At 66.8% G+C, this 12,589-nt stretch carries 16 protein-coding genes; 4 read left to right on the top strand and 12 right to left on the bottom strand.

From position 1 onward, the window contains the following. Nucleotides 1-3 precede the first annotated feature (3 nt). The 3 genes from BLR75_RS06770 to BLR75_RS06780 form a co-directional block, all read right to left on the bottom strand. Nucleotides 4-522 (bottom strand): DUF4142 domain-containing protein, encoded by a 519-nt coding sequence (locus BLR75_RS06770; protein ID WP_084314345.1) that lies wholly within the window; start codon nt 520-522, stop codon nt 4-6. An 87-nt stretch (nt 523-609) separates the two neighbouring features. Beyond that, on the bottom strand, nt 610-930 hold the full coding sequence (locus tag BLR75_RS06775) for a hypothetical protein (protein WP_084314346.1): 321 nt from the start codon (nt 928-930) through the stop codon (nt 610-612). A 9-nt stretch (nt 931-939) separates the two neighbouring features. Beyond that, the gene (locus tag BLR75_RS06780; protein WP_084314347.1) at nt 940-1,542 is read right to left on the bottom strand and encodes an NAD(P)H-binding protein; all 603 of its coding nucleotides are present in this window, start codon (nt 1,540-1,542) and stop codon (nt 940-942) included. Between the two features lie 156 nt (nt 1,543-1,698). Here BLR75_RS06780 and BLR75_RS06785 point away from each other — a divergent pair, with 156 nt between their 5' ends. Both BLR75_RS06785 and BLR75_RS26665 read left to right on the top strand, forming a co-directional pair. Beyond that, nucleotides 1,699-3,630, top strand: a complete 1,932-nt coding sequence (locus BLR75_RS06785) for a hybrid sensor histidine kinase/response regulator (protein ID WP_084314348.1) — start codon at nt 1,699-1,701, stop codon at nt 3,628-3,630. 442 nt (nt 3,631-4,072) lie between these two features. Next, nucleotides 4,073-4,210 (top strand): hypothetical protein, encoded by a 138-nt coding sequence (locus tag BLR75_RS26665; RefSeq protein ID WP_169720287.1) that lies wholly within the window; start codon nt 4,073-4,075, stop codon nt 4,208-4,210. Here the strand turns inward: BLR75_RS26665 and BLR75_RS06790 are convergent. From BLR75_RS06790 to BLR75_RS26670, 3 genes are all read right to left on the bottom strand, one after another. Then, nucleotides 4,204-4,800 carry a Yip1 family protein gene (locus tag BLR75_RS06790; protein WP_245726112.1) on the bottom strand — a complete coding sequence of 199 codons (597 nt, stop codon included), beginning with the start codon at nt 4,798-4,800 and terminating at the stop codon, nt 4,204-4,206. The two genes, BLR75_RS26665 and BLR75_RS06790, sit on opposite strands and share 7 nt — an antisense overlap. Nucleotides 4,801-4,890: 90 nt before the next feature. Continuing rightward, the gene (locus tag BLR75_RS06795) at nt 4,891-5,526 is read right to left on the bottom strand and encodes a phosphoribosyltransferase (protein WP_084314350.1); all 636 of its coding nucleotides are present in this window, start codon (nt 5,524-5,526) and stop codon (nt 4,891-4,893) included. A gap of 9 nt (nt 5,527-5,535) precedes the next feature. Continuing rightward, nucleotides 5,536-5,703: a hypothetical protein gene (locus BLR75_RS26670; RefSeq protein WP_169720283.1), complete on the bottom strand. Its 168-nt coding sequence runs from the start codon at nt 5,701-5,703 to the stop codon at nt 5,536-5,538. A 161-nt stretch (nt 5,704-5,864) separates the two neighbouring features. On the opposite strand from BLR75_RS26670, the gene BLR75_RS06800 reads away from it, so the two are divergent. Next, the gene (locus BLR75_RS06800; protein WP_084314351.1) at nt 5,865-6,269 is read left to right on the top strand and encodes a transcriptional regulator; all 405 of its coding nucleotides are present in this window, start codon (nt 5,865-5,867) and stop codon (nt 6,267-6,269) included. Between the two features lie 41 nt (nt 6,270-6,310). On the opposite strand, the gene BLR75_RS06805 is transcribed toward BLR75_RS06800, so the two are convergent. Next, entirely contained in the window at nt 6,311-6,652 is a 342-nt protein-coding gene (locus BLR75_RS06805; RefSeq protein WP_084314352.1) for a hypothetical protein, read from the bottom strand. A gap of 280 nt (nt 6,653-6,932) precedes the next feature. Here BLR75_RS06805 and BLR75_RS06810 point away from each other — a divergent pair, with 280 nt between their 5' ends. Continuing rightward, complete coding sequence (locus tag BLR75_RS06810) at nt 6,933-7,487, top strand: NAD/FAD-utilizing enzyme apparently involved in cell division (protein WP_084314353.1); 555 nt, start codon at nt 6,933-6,935, stop codon at nt 7,485-7,487. Between the two features lie 156 nt (nt 7,488-7,643). Here the strand turns inward: BLR75_RS06810 and BLR75_RS06815 are convergent, their stop codons facing one another. Genes BLR75_RS06815 through BLR75_RS06835 form a run of 5 tightly spaced genes read right to left on the bottom strand, consistent with a single transcriptional unit; the run spans nt 7,644 to nt 12,582 of the window. After that, nucleotides 7,644-7,967 carry a cytochrome C oxidase subunit IV family protein gene (locus tag BLR75_RS06815; protein ID WP_084314354.1) on the bottom strand — a complete coding sequence of 108 codons (324 nt, stop codon included), beginning with the start codon at nt 7,965-7,967 and terminating at the stop codon, nt 7,644-7,646. A 22-nt stretch (nt 7,968-7,989) separates the two neighbouring features. After that, the gene (locus tag BLR75_RS06820; protein WP_084314355.1) at nt 7,990-8,691 is read right to left on the bottom strand and encodes a heme-copper oxidase subunit III family protein; all 702 of its coding nucleotides are present in this window, start codon (nt 8,689-8,691) and stop codon (nt 7,990-7,992) included. A 3-nt stretch (nt 8,692-8,694) separates the two neighbouring features. Next, complete coding sequence (locus BLR75_RS06825) at nt 8,695-9,357, bottom strand: cytochrome c oxidase subunit 3 (protein ID WP_084314356.1); 663 nt, start codon at nt 9,355-9,357, stop codon at nt 8,695-8,697. Then, nucleotides 9,354-11,126: a cytochrome c oxidase subunit I gene (gene ctaD / locus BLR75_RS06830; RefSeq protein WP_084314357.1), complete on the bottom strand. Its 1,773-nt coding sequence runs from the start codon at nt 11,124-11,126 to the stop codon at nt 9,354-9,356. Before ctaD ends, BLR75_RS06825 begins: the two co-directional genes overlap by 4 nt. A 46-nt stretch (nt 11,127-11,172) precedes the next feature. After that, nucleotides 11,173-12,582 carry a cytochrome c oxidase subunit II gene (locus BLR75_RS06835; protein WP_084314358.1) on the bottom strand — a complete coding sequence of 470 codons (1,410 nt, stop codon included), beginning with the start codon at nt 12,580-12,582 and terminating at the stop codon, nt 11,173-11,175. Nucleotides 12,583-12,589 lie beyond the last annotated feature (7 nt).

Here is a 12,589-nt window from a genome sequence, read left to right on the forward strand (position 1 = left end):
GGTTCAGCTGGACGGATGCGCCTCGGCCAGTTCGCGGGCCATCTTCAGGTGCTGCTTGAGCACCGGCAGGGTCTCGCGGGCGAATTCCTGCAGCTCGGCGTCGCTGGTGTTGTCCGCGGCGGCGGTGAACAGCTTCACGGCTTCCTCGTGGGCCGCCACCTGGTTTTCCGCGTAGGCCGAGTCGAAGGTTTCCTCGCGCACGTCGAGCATCTTTTCCTTGGCCTTGTTGGTCAGGCTGGTTTCGTCCTCGATCTGCAGGTTCTTGCTGCGGGCCAGGGTCTGCAGCTCGGCGTTGGCCTTGCTGTGATCGTCGATGATGTGCTGGGCGAACTTGCGCACGTCTTCCGACTCGCTCTTCTTCAGCGCCAGCTTGGCCGCCTCGACTTCCGCGACGCCGGCCGCCGAGGCGTGTTCGACGAAGGCCTGGGGTTCGGTCGGCGGGTTGTCGCCGGCGGCCAGCAGCGGTCCGGCGAACAGCAGCGCGGCATACATGAGGGAACTGCGGAGCAGGGGATGCTTCATGGTCGTTCTCCATTGCGTTTGCGCGTGGGCTCGACGCGCCCGGGCGGGCGCTCCTCACTGGTTGTGACGGGGCGCCCGCGGGCGGGTTCAGTCTTTTGCGCGAGCGGTGGCGCGGCGCAGCCGGAGGAAGTGCGCGATGCCCCGCGCGCAGGCCCAGCCGAGCAGGCAGCCGACCAGGGTGGCGAGACCGTCCAGCAGCCAGCCGAGCAGCGGACCGGCGCTGAATTCGCGGAACAGCGCGATACCGTGGGGCCAGTTCGCCAGCAGCAGGGCGATGCCGAGCAGCGTCAGGTCGTACCAGAATGCCGCCACCCCGCGTGGCCGGTAGCTGCGCACCAGCAGGATGAAGGTGGCGAAGGCCAGCGCCAGGCAGAAGGTGCCGCCCAGCCGGGCGATGTCGTATTCCATGCCGGGCTCCTACGCCAGCAGGCGGATGCGCTGGCGCTTGTGCAGGCCCAGCTGGATCTCGTCGAGCATCGCCGCGGCATAGCGCAGGGCCATCTCGTGGGCGCTGTCGAGGGCCAGCGGCTGCTGCTCCGGGCCGGCGAAATCGTCGACGGCGAAGCCTTCCTGCACTTCCGGTATCTGCACCAGCGTCCAGTCCACCTCGCTGGCCTGCAGGGTGCGCTGCAGGCGCCGGGCGAGATCGGCTTCGGCGGGGTCGGCGGGCCGGTCCAGCCAGGTCCAGTCGGCGACCAGCAGCAGGCGCGGCACCTCGGCCCGCACCAGTCCGTCGATCAGCGCCTCGATGGCGGGGCACAGCCAGGAGCCGGGGAGGTCCGGCGAGAAGCCGACGATCAGCGCGTCCAGCCCGGCCACCGACTCGCTCACCGCCCGCGCATCGTCGAGGCGGCCGATCTTGCAGCGCAGCCCCGGCCGCGCCGGCATGGCGTTGAGGTCGTCGACCAGCGCGCTGACTTCCAGTTGCCGGTGCAGCGCCTCGGCGAGCAGCGCCTGGCCCAGGCTGGATTCCGGCTGGAACAGGCCTATCTTGAAGGTTTCGCTTTCCAGGTTGTGCATGGTCGGATCCTCCTTTCCCAATGCCCTCAGGCTTTCGAAGCCAGGGGGCGAACGAAAGTTTCCCCGGAATGTCGGACAGCCCTGCCAGGCACGGAAACCTGTGCTTACCTGAACAACAACATCAGCCGCGAACAGCGCGGCGGTCGAAGGAACCCCATGCCCGAAAACCCTCCTCTGGTATCTCGCCAAGTCGAAGACGCCCGCTACCGGCTGCTCGTCGAAGCGGTCACCGACTACGCCATCTACATGCTCGACCCGCAGGGAATGGTGAGCAGCTGGAACGCCGGCGCCCAGCATTTCAAGGGCTATACCGCCGAGGAAATCCTCGGTGAGCATTTCTCCCGCTTCTATCTGCCGGAAGAGTGCGCCGCGGGCCTGCCGGAGAAGGCGCTGCGCATCGCCGCCAGCGAAGGCCGCTACGAGCGCGAAGGCTGGCGGGTGCGCAAGGACGGCACGCGGTTCTGGGCGCACGTGGTGATGGATGCGATCCGCAGCCCGTCCGGCGAATTGCTGGGCTTCGCCAAGATCACCCGCGACCTGACCGAGCGCCGCGCCGCGGAGGAAGCGCTGCGGCGCAGCGAGCAGCAGTTCCGCCTGCTGGTCAACGGGGTGACCGACTACGCGCTGTACATGCTCGACCCGGATGGCCGGATCACCAACTGGAACTCCGGCGCGCAGCGCATCAGCGGCTACGCGCCCGAGGAGATCATCGGCCAGCACTTCTCCTGCTGCTACAACGCCGGGGACCGCGCCGCCGGCGAGCCGGAGATCGCCCTGGAAACCGCCCGCCGCGAGGGGCGCCACGAAAGCGAGGCGTGGCAGGTACGCAAGGACGGCACGCCGTTCTTCGCCAACATGGTCATCGACCAGGTGCGCGACGAAAGTGGCGAGCTGCTGGGCTTCGCCAAGATCACCCGCGACATCACCGACAAGCTCAAGGCCCAGGAGGAACTGGAACGGGCGCGCAACGAGCTGATCCAGTCGCAGAAGATGGAGTCGCTGGGCCAGCTCACCGGGGGCGTGGCGCACGACTTCAACAACCTGCTGACGGTGATCATCGGCGGCCTGCAGATGCTGCATCGCCACCTGCCCGACGAGCCGCGGGTGAAGGAACTCTGGCAGAGCGCCATGGAGGCCACCCGCCGCGGCGCGGCGCTGACCCAGCGCATGCTGGCATTCGCCCGCAAGCAGCAGCTGTTCCCGCAGCCGCTGGAGGTTCCGGCGCTGATGCGCGGGATGAGCGACCTGCTGGACCGCGCCCTGGGGGCGAACATCAGCATCGAAACGCGCTTCCCCGCGCAGCTCGACCCGGTGCTGAGCGACGAGAACCAGCTGGAGCTGTCGATCATCAACCTGGCGACCAACGCCCGCGACGCCATGCCCGACGGCGGCGTCATCATCTTCTCCGCCGCCAACCGCAAGGTGACCGAAGGAGACGGCAGCGGCCTGCCGGCAGGGGATTACGTCTGCCTGTCGGTGAGCGACAGCGGTTGCAGGATGGACGCGGAGGCGCTGCGCCGGGCCTCGGAGCCCTTCTTCACCACCAAGGAAGTCGGCAAGGGCACCGGCCTCGGACTGTCCATCGTCCACGGCATCGCCCAGCAGCAGGGCGGCAGGCTGGTCCTGCGCAGCCGGCCGGGGCAGGGCACCACCGCGGAGATCTGGCTGCCGGCGGCGCAGGAACGGACACCGCGGGCCGAGGAGCGGATGCAACAGGAAAAAGCCCGCGAGCGGCGCTTCGACCTGGATGTGCTGCTGGTGGACGACGACACCCTGGTGCTCACCGGCGCCACCGCCCTGCTCGACGACCTGGGCTGCCGCGTCTGGCGCGCCGAATCGGCCGCCGCGGCGCTGGAGCTGCTGGCCGGCCACGAGCATTTCGACCTGCTGATCGCCGACTACGCGATGCCCGGGATGGACGGCCTGCAGCTGATCCAGCAGGTGCGCGGGGAGCAGCCCGGGCTGCAGTGCGTGCTGACCACCGGCTACAGCATGGACACCGCGGCGTTGCCGGCGGAGCTGCCGCGGCTGGCGAAGCCGTTCGGGCTGGAGCAGTTGCGCAGGCTGTTGCTGGGGTTGTTTGGCTGAGGCAATCGGACCCTTGGCGTTCCCGCGCTCCTGCGTGGAAACGCCGCTCTCGACGCTCCCGCGTCGATGAAGCACGGAGCCGCGCCACCCCCTGAAACACGCACAGAACCTGTAGGAGCCAGCTTGCTGGCGATTGACGTGTTCTCCTTCCACGCCGACGTTGAGGGAAAACCTGGATCGCCAGCAAGCTGGCTCCTACAGGTATGGTGTCAAGCGGGCCATGAGCAGCCGCGTAGGGCGCATAACGCGCCAGCGTTATCCGCCATCCCATCGGCATGGCCCGCTTCTACGTTCCCGCTCTTCGTAGGACCGAGGGGGACGCCCAGTCCTTGCTCGCGAACAAAATGCACCAGATACCAGGACAGTCGCTCCTACAGGTTGAACCATTCCCGCCATCCTGCGCTCAACCCAGGGACATCCCTCCCGCCGAGCGAGGCCTCCCATGATCTGCCAGCAGCGCCCCCCGGAATATCCCGTCCCCGACCGTGAAAGCCAGGTGCCGCAGGACTTCCCCGAGGAAGTGCCGATGCGCCAGCCGCCCGAGGAACCGTTGCCGGAGCAGCCGCCGCAGCGTCACTGAAGGTATTCGCCGCTGCCGCTCATGGTCTGGCCCCAGAACTCGATGAACATGAAGGCGGTGGTGAGCAGGGCAAGGAAGCCCACGCCGAGGATGCACGAGGCATAGAACATCGAGGCGCGCGGCGACAGGCGCATGAAGATCGGCAGGCCCTTGAACAGCAGCATGGCCGAGTAGGCGCAGGCCAGGCCAGCGGCGATCAGCAGCAGCCAGCGCGACGGCATCAGCGCGGCCATGCCGGCGACCATCATCGGCAGGGTCAGGCCGGTGGCGAAGGTCATGCTGGAGAAACGGTCCGGCCGGTGTTCGGTGCGGAACAGCACCCAGCGCACCAGGAAGGCCAGGATCACCACCCCGGCGATGAAGCCGACGTAGCACATCAGGCCGAGCAGCGCGCCGCTGCCGACGCTGAGGTACTGGGTGTCCTCGTTGCCCGGCAGGCGCCAGCCGACCTGGGTGGTGCCGATGTACAGGCACATCGCCGGCAGCAGCGGCATCAGCAGCAGCGTCGGCAGGAACCCCGCCGGGCTGCGCTCGGCGTCGTCGCGGATCGCCCGCCAGGCCTGGGTGGGGCTGGTCAACAGTCGTGTCATGTGCTGGGTCATGCGTCCTACCTCCCGTGGCAGCCTTCATTGGTCTGGAGTGGGCGGGGCGACGCGGGGTTCAGTCCGATTGCCGGGCGGTCAGCGGCGCCCGGCGAGCAGGTCGATGATTTCCTGGTCTTCCAGCTGGCGGAAATCGTCGTAGTGCCGGCCTACGGCGATGAAGGGCTCCGGGGTGGACAGGCAGACCAGTTCGTCCACCAGCGGGCGCAGGCGGGCGATGGTCTCGGCGGGCGCCACCGGCACCGCGAGGATCAGCCGCCGCGCACCCGCGCCGGCCAGCGCTAGCAGGGCGACGCGGGCGGTGCTGCCGGTGGCGAGGCCGTCGTCGACGATCACCACGTCGCGGCCCGCCAGCGGCTCCGGCGCGCGCGTGCCGCAGTAGATCCGGCGGCGCCGGCCGATCTCGGCGAGCTGGGTCTCCACCTGCGCCTCGAACCAGCCATCCGGCGCGCCGAACTGGCGCAGCATTTCCTCGTCCTTGATCCATTGCGGATCGGAACCGTCGGCCACCGCGCCGACGGCGTATTCCTCGTAGCCCGGCGCGCCGATCTTGCGCACCAGCAGCACGTCCAGCGGGGCGTCCAGGGCCAGCGCCACCTCGTGGCCGACCGGCACGCCGCCGCGCGGCAGGGCCAGCACCACCGGGTTGTGCAGGCCGAGGCGCTGCAGCGGACTGGCCAGGGCGATTCCCGCTTCTCTGCGATTGGTGAACATGGCGCCTCCCTAGTCCGGCTCGCCCGGGTTCTCCTCGGTGACCGGCAGGTCTTCCGGTTCGATGGACGGGTCCTCGCGGTCGATCTGCGAACCGGGGTCCTCGTTGCCGGGGTCGTTGATCGCGGGATCGACGACCGGCGGGTTGCGTTGCTCGTTTCCCATTCCACGGATCGACATGGCGCACCTCCGGTTTTTCAGCAATGGCCGTTGTCTGCTTCGTCACGGGGCCGGCGTGGGAGTTCAAGGAATGTTCCGGGAGGTTCCGCCGGGCAGGTAGATCGAACCCTGGCCGGCGCGGCCCGGTCGCAACTGGCAGGACCTGTCCACGGGAGACTGTCATGACCTACGACTGGGATCTGATCGAACGCCTGCTGCTGGAGGCCCAGGCTTCCGCCAACCAGCCCTACAAGCCACGCATCTACGCCGAGGAGGTGGCCGAGGAACACCTGCGCGAGGGCGAGCCGGTGCCCGGCGGCATCGATCACTTCAAGCGCGTCGGTGGCGACCTGGAGGGCGTGCTGTTCTACGGCGGCTTCATCGAGCCGCGGCCGGAGGAACTCGGCGGCACCGGCCGGAACTTCATCCTCACCGAGCGCGGCGCGCGGCTGCTCAGCTACATCAGCCAGGGCTTTCCGCAGCACGAAACCTTCCGCCGCTGGCTGGACGAGAAGGGCGAGGCGGCGCTGGAAGGGGAAGTATTCGACGAGGTGGCCGCGCGGCTGGAGCAGCAGCGACCCGGCTAGGGCGGCCCGGCATGGCGCACGCCGGGCCGCAGTGCGGACGATCAGCCCAGTTGGTCGATCATCACCGCGTTGGTGAAGATCAGGCTGCCGTCGCTTTGCCGGTGGCCGACCAGGTGGAAGTGGCCGCGCTGGTCGTCACGGCTCAGGTAGACCCGCAGCTGGCAGTCGGAAAGCGGTCCGCATTCGTCCGGGGTGACCAGTTCCATGGTGGTCATGTCGATGTCCAGCATCTTTTCCCGGCCCTGGGTTTCCTGCAGTTCTTCCTCGGCCTGTTCCAGGCGCAGATGGGCATCGTCATTGATCCGGAAGTGCACGTTCCCCATGGGAATCGCCTTCGCCGCGTCGCTGGCCTTGCACCAGCCCTTGATGGTCAGGGTATTCATGGCCGAACCTCCTGCGAACGGATGGTTAATTGCGCCTACGCGGAAAATATTAGCCAACCTGGCGGCTCTTGGAAGCCTTTGGAAAGTTGTCGTCACAATCGCTGCAGCCCGCGCCGCTCGCGGCTTCTGAATGATAATGAGTGCTATACTTTTTGTTATTTCAGGAAGTATTCAGCAACTCGCCGCATGGAATGCAAATGCATATAGCGATGGCACTTCATATTTGATGACCACAGGAGAAAGAACGGACAAGAACAAGATTGACGCTGGAGGTACGAAGATGAACCGTCACTATTACATAAGCGACAACCTGGACGAGCTGGAAGCCGTGGAAACGGAGCTGGAAGCCAGCGGCATCAATACCGAACAGATCCATGTGTTGAGCGACATGGATGCCGACGTGGAGGACCATCACCTGCATGACGTCAATTCGTTCATGAAGCAGGACGTGGTGCATTCCGGCGAAATCGGCGCCATCGTCGGCGTTCCGCTGGCGGCGCTGATCCTCCTGGGAGCCTGGCTGCTGGGCTGGACGGAATCGGCGGCAGGCTGGATTCCCTTCGTGTTCCTCGCCGTGGTCATCCTCGGCTTCTGCATCTGGGAAGGCGGGTTCTTCGGCATCCAGGTGCCCAACGCGCATTTCACCAAGCTGAAGTCGAACCTGAAGGATGGCGAGCACATCCTCTTCGTCGACGTGGAACCGAACCAGCAGCCGATCCTCGACCGCGTGGTGACCAGCCACCCGCGCCTGCAGGACGCCGGCACCGGCGCCGCCGCGCCGCACTGGATAGTCGCCTGGCTGCATGGCTGGCATCAGTTCAAGCGGACGATCTAGGGCAGGGTGTTGGGGAAGGGCCGCTCCTTGGGGGCGGCCTTTGCATTTTCGGGTTCGGCGTCGTGATGGTGGAAAACGCTGCGCGTTTTTCACCCTACGGCTGGCCTGGCGGGTGACCCGCTGGCGTAGGGTGGACGTGGCTCTTCACGTCCACCATCAAGGCCCGAGGAACAGCGCCCGGGTCCCCAGCACGTAATCCGACTCGGATGCCATCAGCCCCACCAGCACCAGCAGGCACAGCGGCGGAACCAGGATGGCGTAGACCAGCGCCAGGCGTTCCCAGGCCATGTGCATGAAGATCGAGACGATCAGCCCCGCCTTCAGCAGCATCAGCAGCACGATCAGGAACCAGCGCAGGTAACCCTGGAGGTGGAAGTAGTCGACCATGTAGGACAGCGCGCTGAGCACGAACAGCAGCCCCCAGATCTTCAGGTACAGGCCGATGGGGTGTTGCTGGCCTTGCGCATGGGTGGTGGTCATGGCTGGCGCTCCTTCTGTGGCCTCACCACAGGTAGAAGAAGGCGAAGATGAATACCCACACCAGGTCGACGAAGTGCCAGTAGAGCCCGGCGATCTCGACGATCTGGTAGTTGCCGCGGTGCTCGTAGTCGCCGCGCAGGACCTTGAACGCCACGGTGCACAGGTAGATCACCCCGATGGACACGTGCAGCCCGTGGAAGCCGGTGATCATGAAGAAACTGGCGCCGAACTGCGCCGCACCCATCGGGTTGCCCCAGGGACGCACGCCCTCGGCGATCAGCTTGCTCCACTCGAACGCCTGCATGCCGACGAAGGTGGCGCCGAACGCGGCGGTGGCCAGCATCAGCGTGGCGCTCTTCACCCGCTCGCGGCGGTAGGCGTAGTTCACCGCCATGGCCATGGTGCCGCTGCTGCTGATCAGCACGAAGGTCATGATGGCGATGAGGATCAGCGGGATGCTGTGGCCGGCGATGGTCAGCGCGAAGACTTCGCTGGTGTTCGGCCAGGGCACCGTGCTGGCGATGCGCACCGACATGTAGCCGGTGAGGAAGCAGGTGAAGACGAAGGTGTCGCTGAGCAGGAAGATCCACATCATCGCCTTGCCCCAGGGCACCCGCTTGAAGGCGTCCTTGTCCGACGCCCAGTCGCCGGTGATGCCGGGCCAGCCGGGCAGTTCCGTGGCGATCGGGTCGGGGTCGTGGGAGGAGTGGGCGGGCGATGCCATGCTTCACCTCAATCCGCAGAACGCGGCGATGGCCTGGTAGGTGGCCGGGGTACTGGTCAGCAGGGCGAACAGCAGCAGCCACAGGGCCAGCAGGTAGTGCCAGTAGGTCGCGCACAGGTCGATGCCGGTGTAGGCGCGCTGCGCCTGGCCGTGCAGGCGGGTGAAGGTCCAGCCCAGCGCGACGAGGCCGCCGAGCAGGTGCGCGCCGTGCAGCCCGGTGAGCAGGAAGAAGAACGAGTTGGCCGGGTTGCCGCTTACACCGTAGCCCCAGGCGGTGAACTGCTGCCAGACCAGCAGCTGGCCGATCAGGAAGGCGATGGCGAAGGCCGCGCCGATGAGCATGCCGAGCAGCGCCGCGCGGTGGTCGTCGCGCCGGGCGGAGTAGCGCGCCCATTGCAGGCCGGCGCTGGCGACCACCAGCAGGGTGGTGTTCAGCCACAGCCGGCCGGTGCTGGCCAGGGGCGCCAGCGGATCGGTCAGCGCCTGCCAGTCGCCCAGCTGCGAGCGGGCGATGAAGGCGATCAGGAACAGGAAGAACAGCGAGCTGACCACCGCCAGCAGCACCCGCAGGCCTACCTTGGCGGTGCGCCGCCGGTCCAGTGCGGCCGGTTCGCTCCAGCCGCCCGGGTCGTCGCCGTCGAGGTGCTTGAGTAGGGAGTTGTTCATGGCCTGTCCCCCGTCGCGGCGGCGCCGCTGCGCTGCTTCATCCGCTCCAGTTCCTCGCGGGAGACGATCTGCGGCACGTAGTCCTGGTCCACGCCCGGCACGCTGTAGTCATAGGCCCAGCGATGCACCACCGGCAGCTGCGCGCGCCAGTTGCCGTGCACCGGAGGGGTGTCCGGGGTCTGCCATTCCAGGCTGGTGGCGTGCCACGGGTTGCCGCCGGCCGGCTTGCCGTGGGACAGGCTCCAGAACAGGTTGAACAGGAACAGCAGCTGCGACACGCCGACGATCAGCGCGGCGATGGTGATGAAGGCGTTCAGCTCGTGGGCCGACTGCGGGATGAATTCGTAGCCGGGGTACTCGTAGTAGCGCCGCGGCATGCCCAGCAGCCCCAGGTAGTGCATGGGGAAGTAGATGGCGTAGGTGCCGAGGAAGGTGATCCAGAAGTGCAGCTTGCCGAGGGTCTCGTTCATCATCCGGCCGGTGATCTTCGGGTACCAGTGGTAGATCGCGCCGAACACCACCAGGATCGGCGCCACGCCCATCACCATGTGGAAGTGGGCGACGACGAAGTAGGTGTCCGACAGCGGGATGTCGACGATCACGTTGCCGAGGAACAGCCCGGTCAGCCCGCCGACCAGGAAGGTGACGATGAAGGCCAGGGCGAACAGCATCGGCACGGTGAGGTGGATGTCGCCGCGCCACAGGGTCAGCACCCAGTTGTAGACCTTCAGCGCGGTGGGCACGGCGATGATCAGCGTGGTGGTGGCGAAGAAGAAGCCGAAGTAGGGGTTCATCCCGCTGACGTACATGTGGTGCGCCCAGACCACGAAGCTGAGCACGCCGATGGCGATGATGGCCCAGACCATCATGCGGTAGCCGAAGATGTTCTTCCGCGCGTGGGTGCTGATCAGGTCCGAGACCAGGCCGAAGGCGGGCAGGGCGACGATGTACACCTCGGGATGGCCGAAGAACCAGAACAGGTGCTGGAAGAGGATCGGGCTGCCACCCTCGTGGTCCAGCGGCTGGCCCATGGAGATCACCGCCGGTATGAAGAAGCTGGTGCCGAGCAGGCGGTCGAACAGCAGCATGATGGCGCTGACGAACAGCGCCGGGAACGCCAGCAGGGCGAGGATCGAGGCCATGAAGATGCCCCATACCGACAGCGGCATGCGGAACAGGGTCATGCCGTAGGTGCGCGCCTGCAGCACCGTGGTCACGTAGTTGAGGCCGCCCATGGTGGCGGCGACGATGAAGATCGCCAGCGACACCAGCATCAGCACGATGCCCCACTCGGCGCCCGGCGTGCCCTGGGTGATCGCCTGCGGCGGGTAGAGCGTCCAGCCGGCGCCGGTGGGCCCGCCGGGGACGAAGAAGCTGGCGAGCAGCACCAGCACCGAGAGCAGGTAGAACCAGTAGCTGAGCATGTTGACGTAGGGGAACACCATGTCCCGCGCGCCGACCATCAGCGGGATCAGGTAGTTGCCGAAGCCGCCGAGGAAGAGCGCGGTGAGCAGGTAGATCACCATGATCATGCCGTGCATGGTCATCGCCTGGTAATAGGTGGTCGCGTCCATGAACTCCAGGCTGCCGGGGAAGCCCAGCTGCATGCGCATCAGCCCGGACAGCACCAGCGCCACCAGGCCGACGGCGATCGCCGTCAGCGAATACTGGATGGCGATGACCTTGTGGTCCTGGCTCCAGATGTAGCGCGTGACGAAGCTCTTCGGTTCGTGCAGTTCTTCAGTCTGCGCGTGGTCCGCGTAGGCCATCGGATCAACCTCCCGGAATGGCCGGCCCGGCGTGGCCGGACACGGCCTATTCCGCCATGGAACGGATGAACGCGATCAATGTCGCCATGTCCTGGTCGCTGGGGGTGAAGGTCGGCATGACCGGCGGATACCCCTTGACCATGCGCGCGCCAGGGTTGAGGACGGATTCCCTGAGATAGTCGTCGTCGGCCTTGACCTGGCTGCCGTCGGCGAGGGTCACCGTGCTGCCGTAGAGTCCCTTCCAGGTGGGGCCGATGCCCTTGCTGCCATCCAGGCTGTGGCAGGCAAGACAGCCGAGCGAGGCGGCGAGCTGCTGGCCCTGTTCCGGGCCGGCCGCGCTCTTCGTCTCCTGCCCTGCGGCGCTGAGCGATCGGATGTAGGCGGTCAGGGCGCCCACTTCGACATCGGTGAAAGTATAGGCCACCATCACCGGCGGGTAGCCGCGCACCAGCTTGGCCCTGGGATCGAGGATGGATTCGCGGATATAGGCGTCGTCCACCTTCACCGAACTGCCGTCGGCCAGCTCCGCCATGCTGCCGTAGAGATCCTTCCACCCCGGGCCGATGCTCTTGCTGCCGTCCTGGCTGTGGCACGCGTGGCAGCCCTGGCTCTCGGCGAGCTTGCGGCCCTGTTCGACCTGGTCGTCCTTGCCGGCGGGGCTGGTCGCCACCAGGCTCTGGGCGAAGGTCTGCTGCGTGGCCAGCCACTGGTCGAACTGCTCGGGCGGTTCGACTATCACCGTGCCGCGCATGTTGAAGTGGCCGACGCCGCAGAACTCCGCGCAGAGCACCTCGTATTTGCCGGCCCGGGTCGGGGTGAACCAGAAGTGCGAGACCATGCCCGGGACCATGTCCATCTTCCCGCGCACCTGGGGGATGTAGAAGTTGTGCAGCACGTCCTTGGAGCGCTGCAGCACCTTCACCGGGCGGCCGAGCGGCAGGCGCACCTCGCTGCCCTTGATGATCACGTCGTCCTGCCCGGCCGGGTCGTTGCGGTCGACGCCGAGCGGGTTGGCTCCGTCCACCCAGCGGGTGTCGGCGCGGCCGAGCTGGCCGTCCTGGCCGGGGAAGCGGTACGACCACTGCCACTGCTGGGCCACCACTTCCAGCTGGTAGGCGTCCTGCGGCACGCGCACGAAGTCGTTGTAGACGAACAGGCCGGGGGCGAGCATGCCGACGATGCCCAGCGAGGTGATGACGATCAGCCACCACTCCAGCTTCCTGTTCTCCGGCTGGTAGTCCGCGCGCTGGCCCGGGCGGTGGCGATAGCGGATCACCGCGATGACCACGAAGGCGGTGATGACGACGAAGAAGATCCCGGTGATGACCAGGGTGAGGATCAGCGTGGCGTCGATCGAGCCCCAGTTGGAGGCGGCTTGCGTCGGGTGCCAGGGAGCGAGGAAGTGGAAGAGAACGGACGCAACGATGATCAGTAGGAGGACTATTGCGATCGCCATTTTCTCG

It is taken from the genome of Pseudomonas jinjuensis (assembly GCF_900103845.1).
In the GTDB taxonomy this organism is placed as follows: Bacteria; Pseudomonadota; Gammaproteobacteria; order Pseudomonadales; family Pseudomonadaceae; genus Pseudomonas; species Pseudomonas jinjuensis.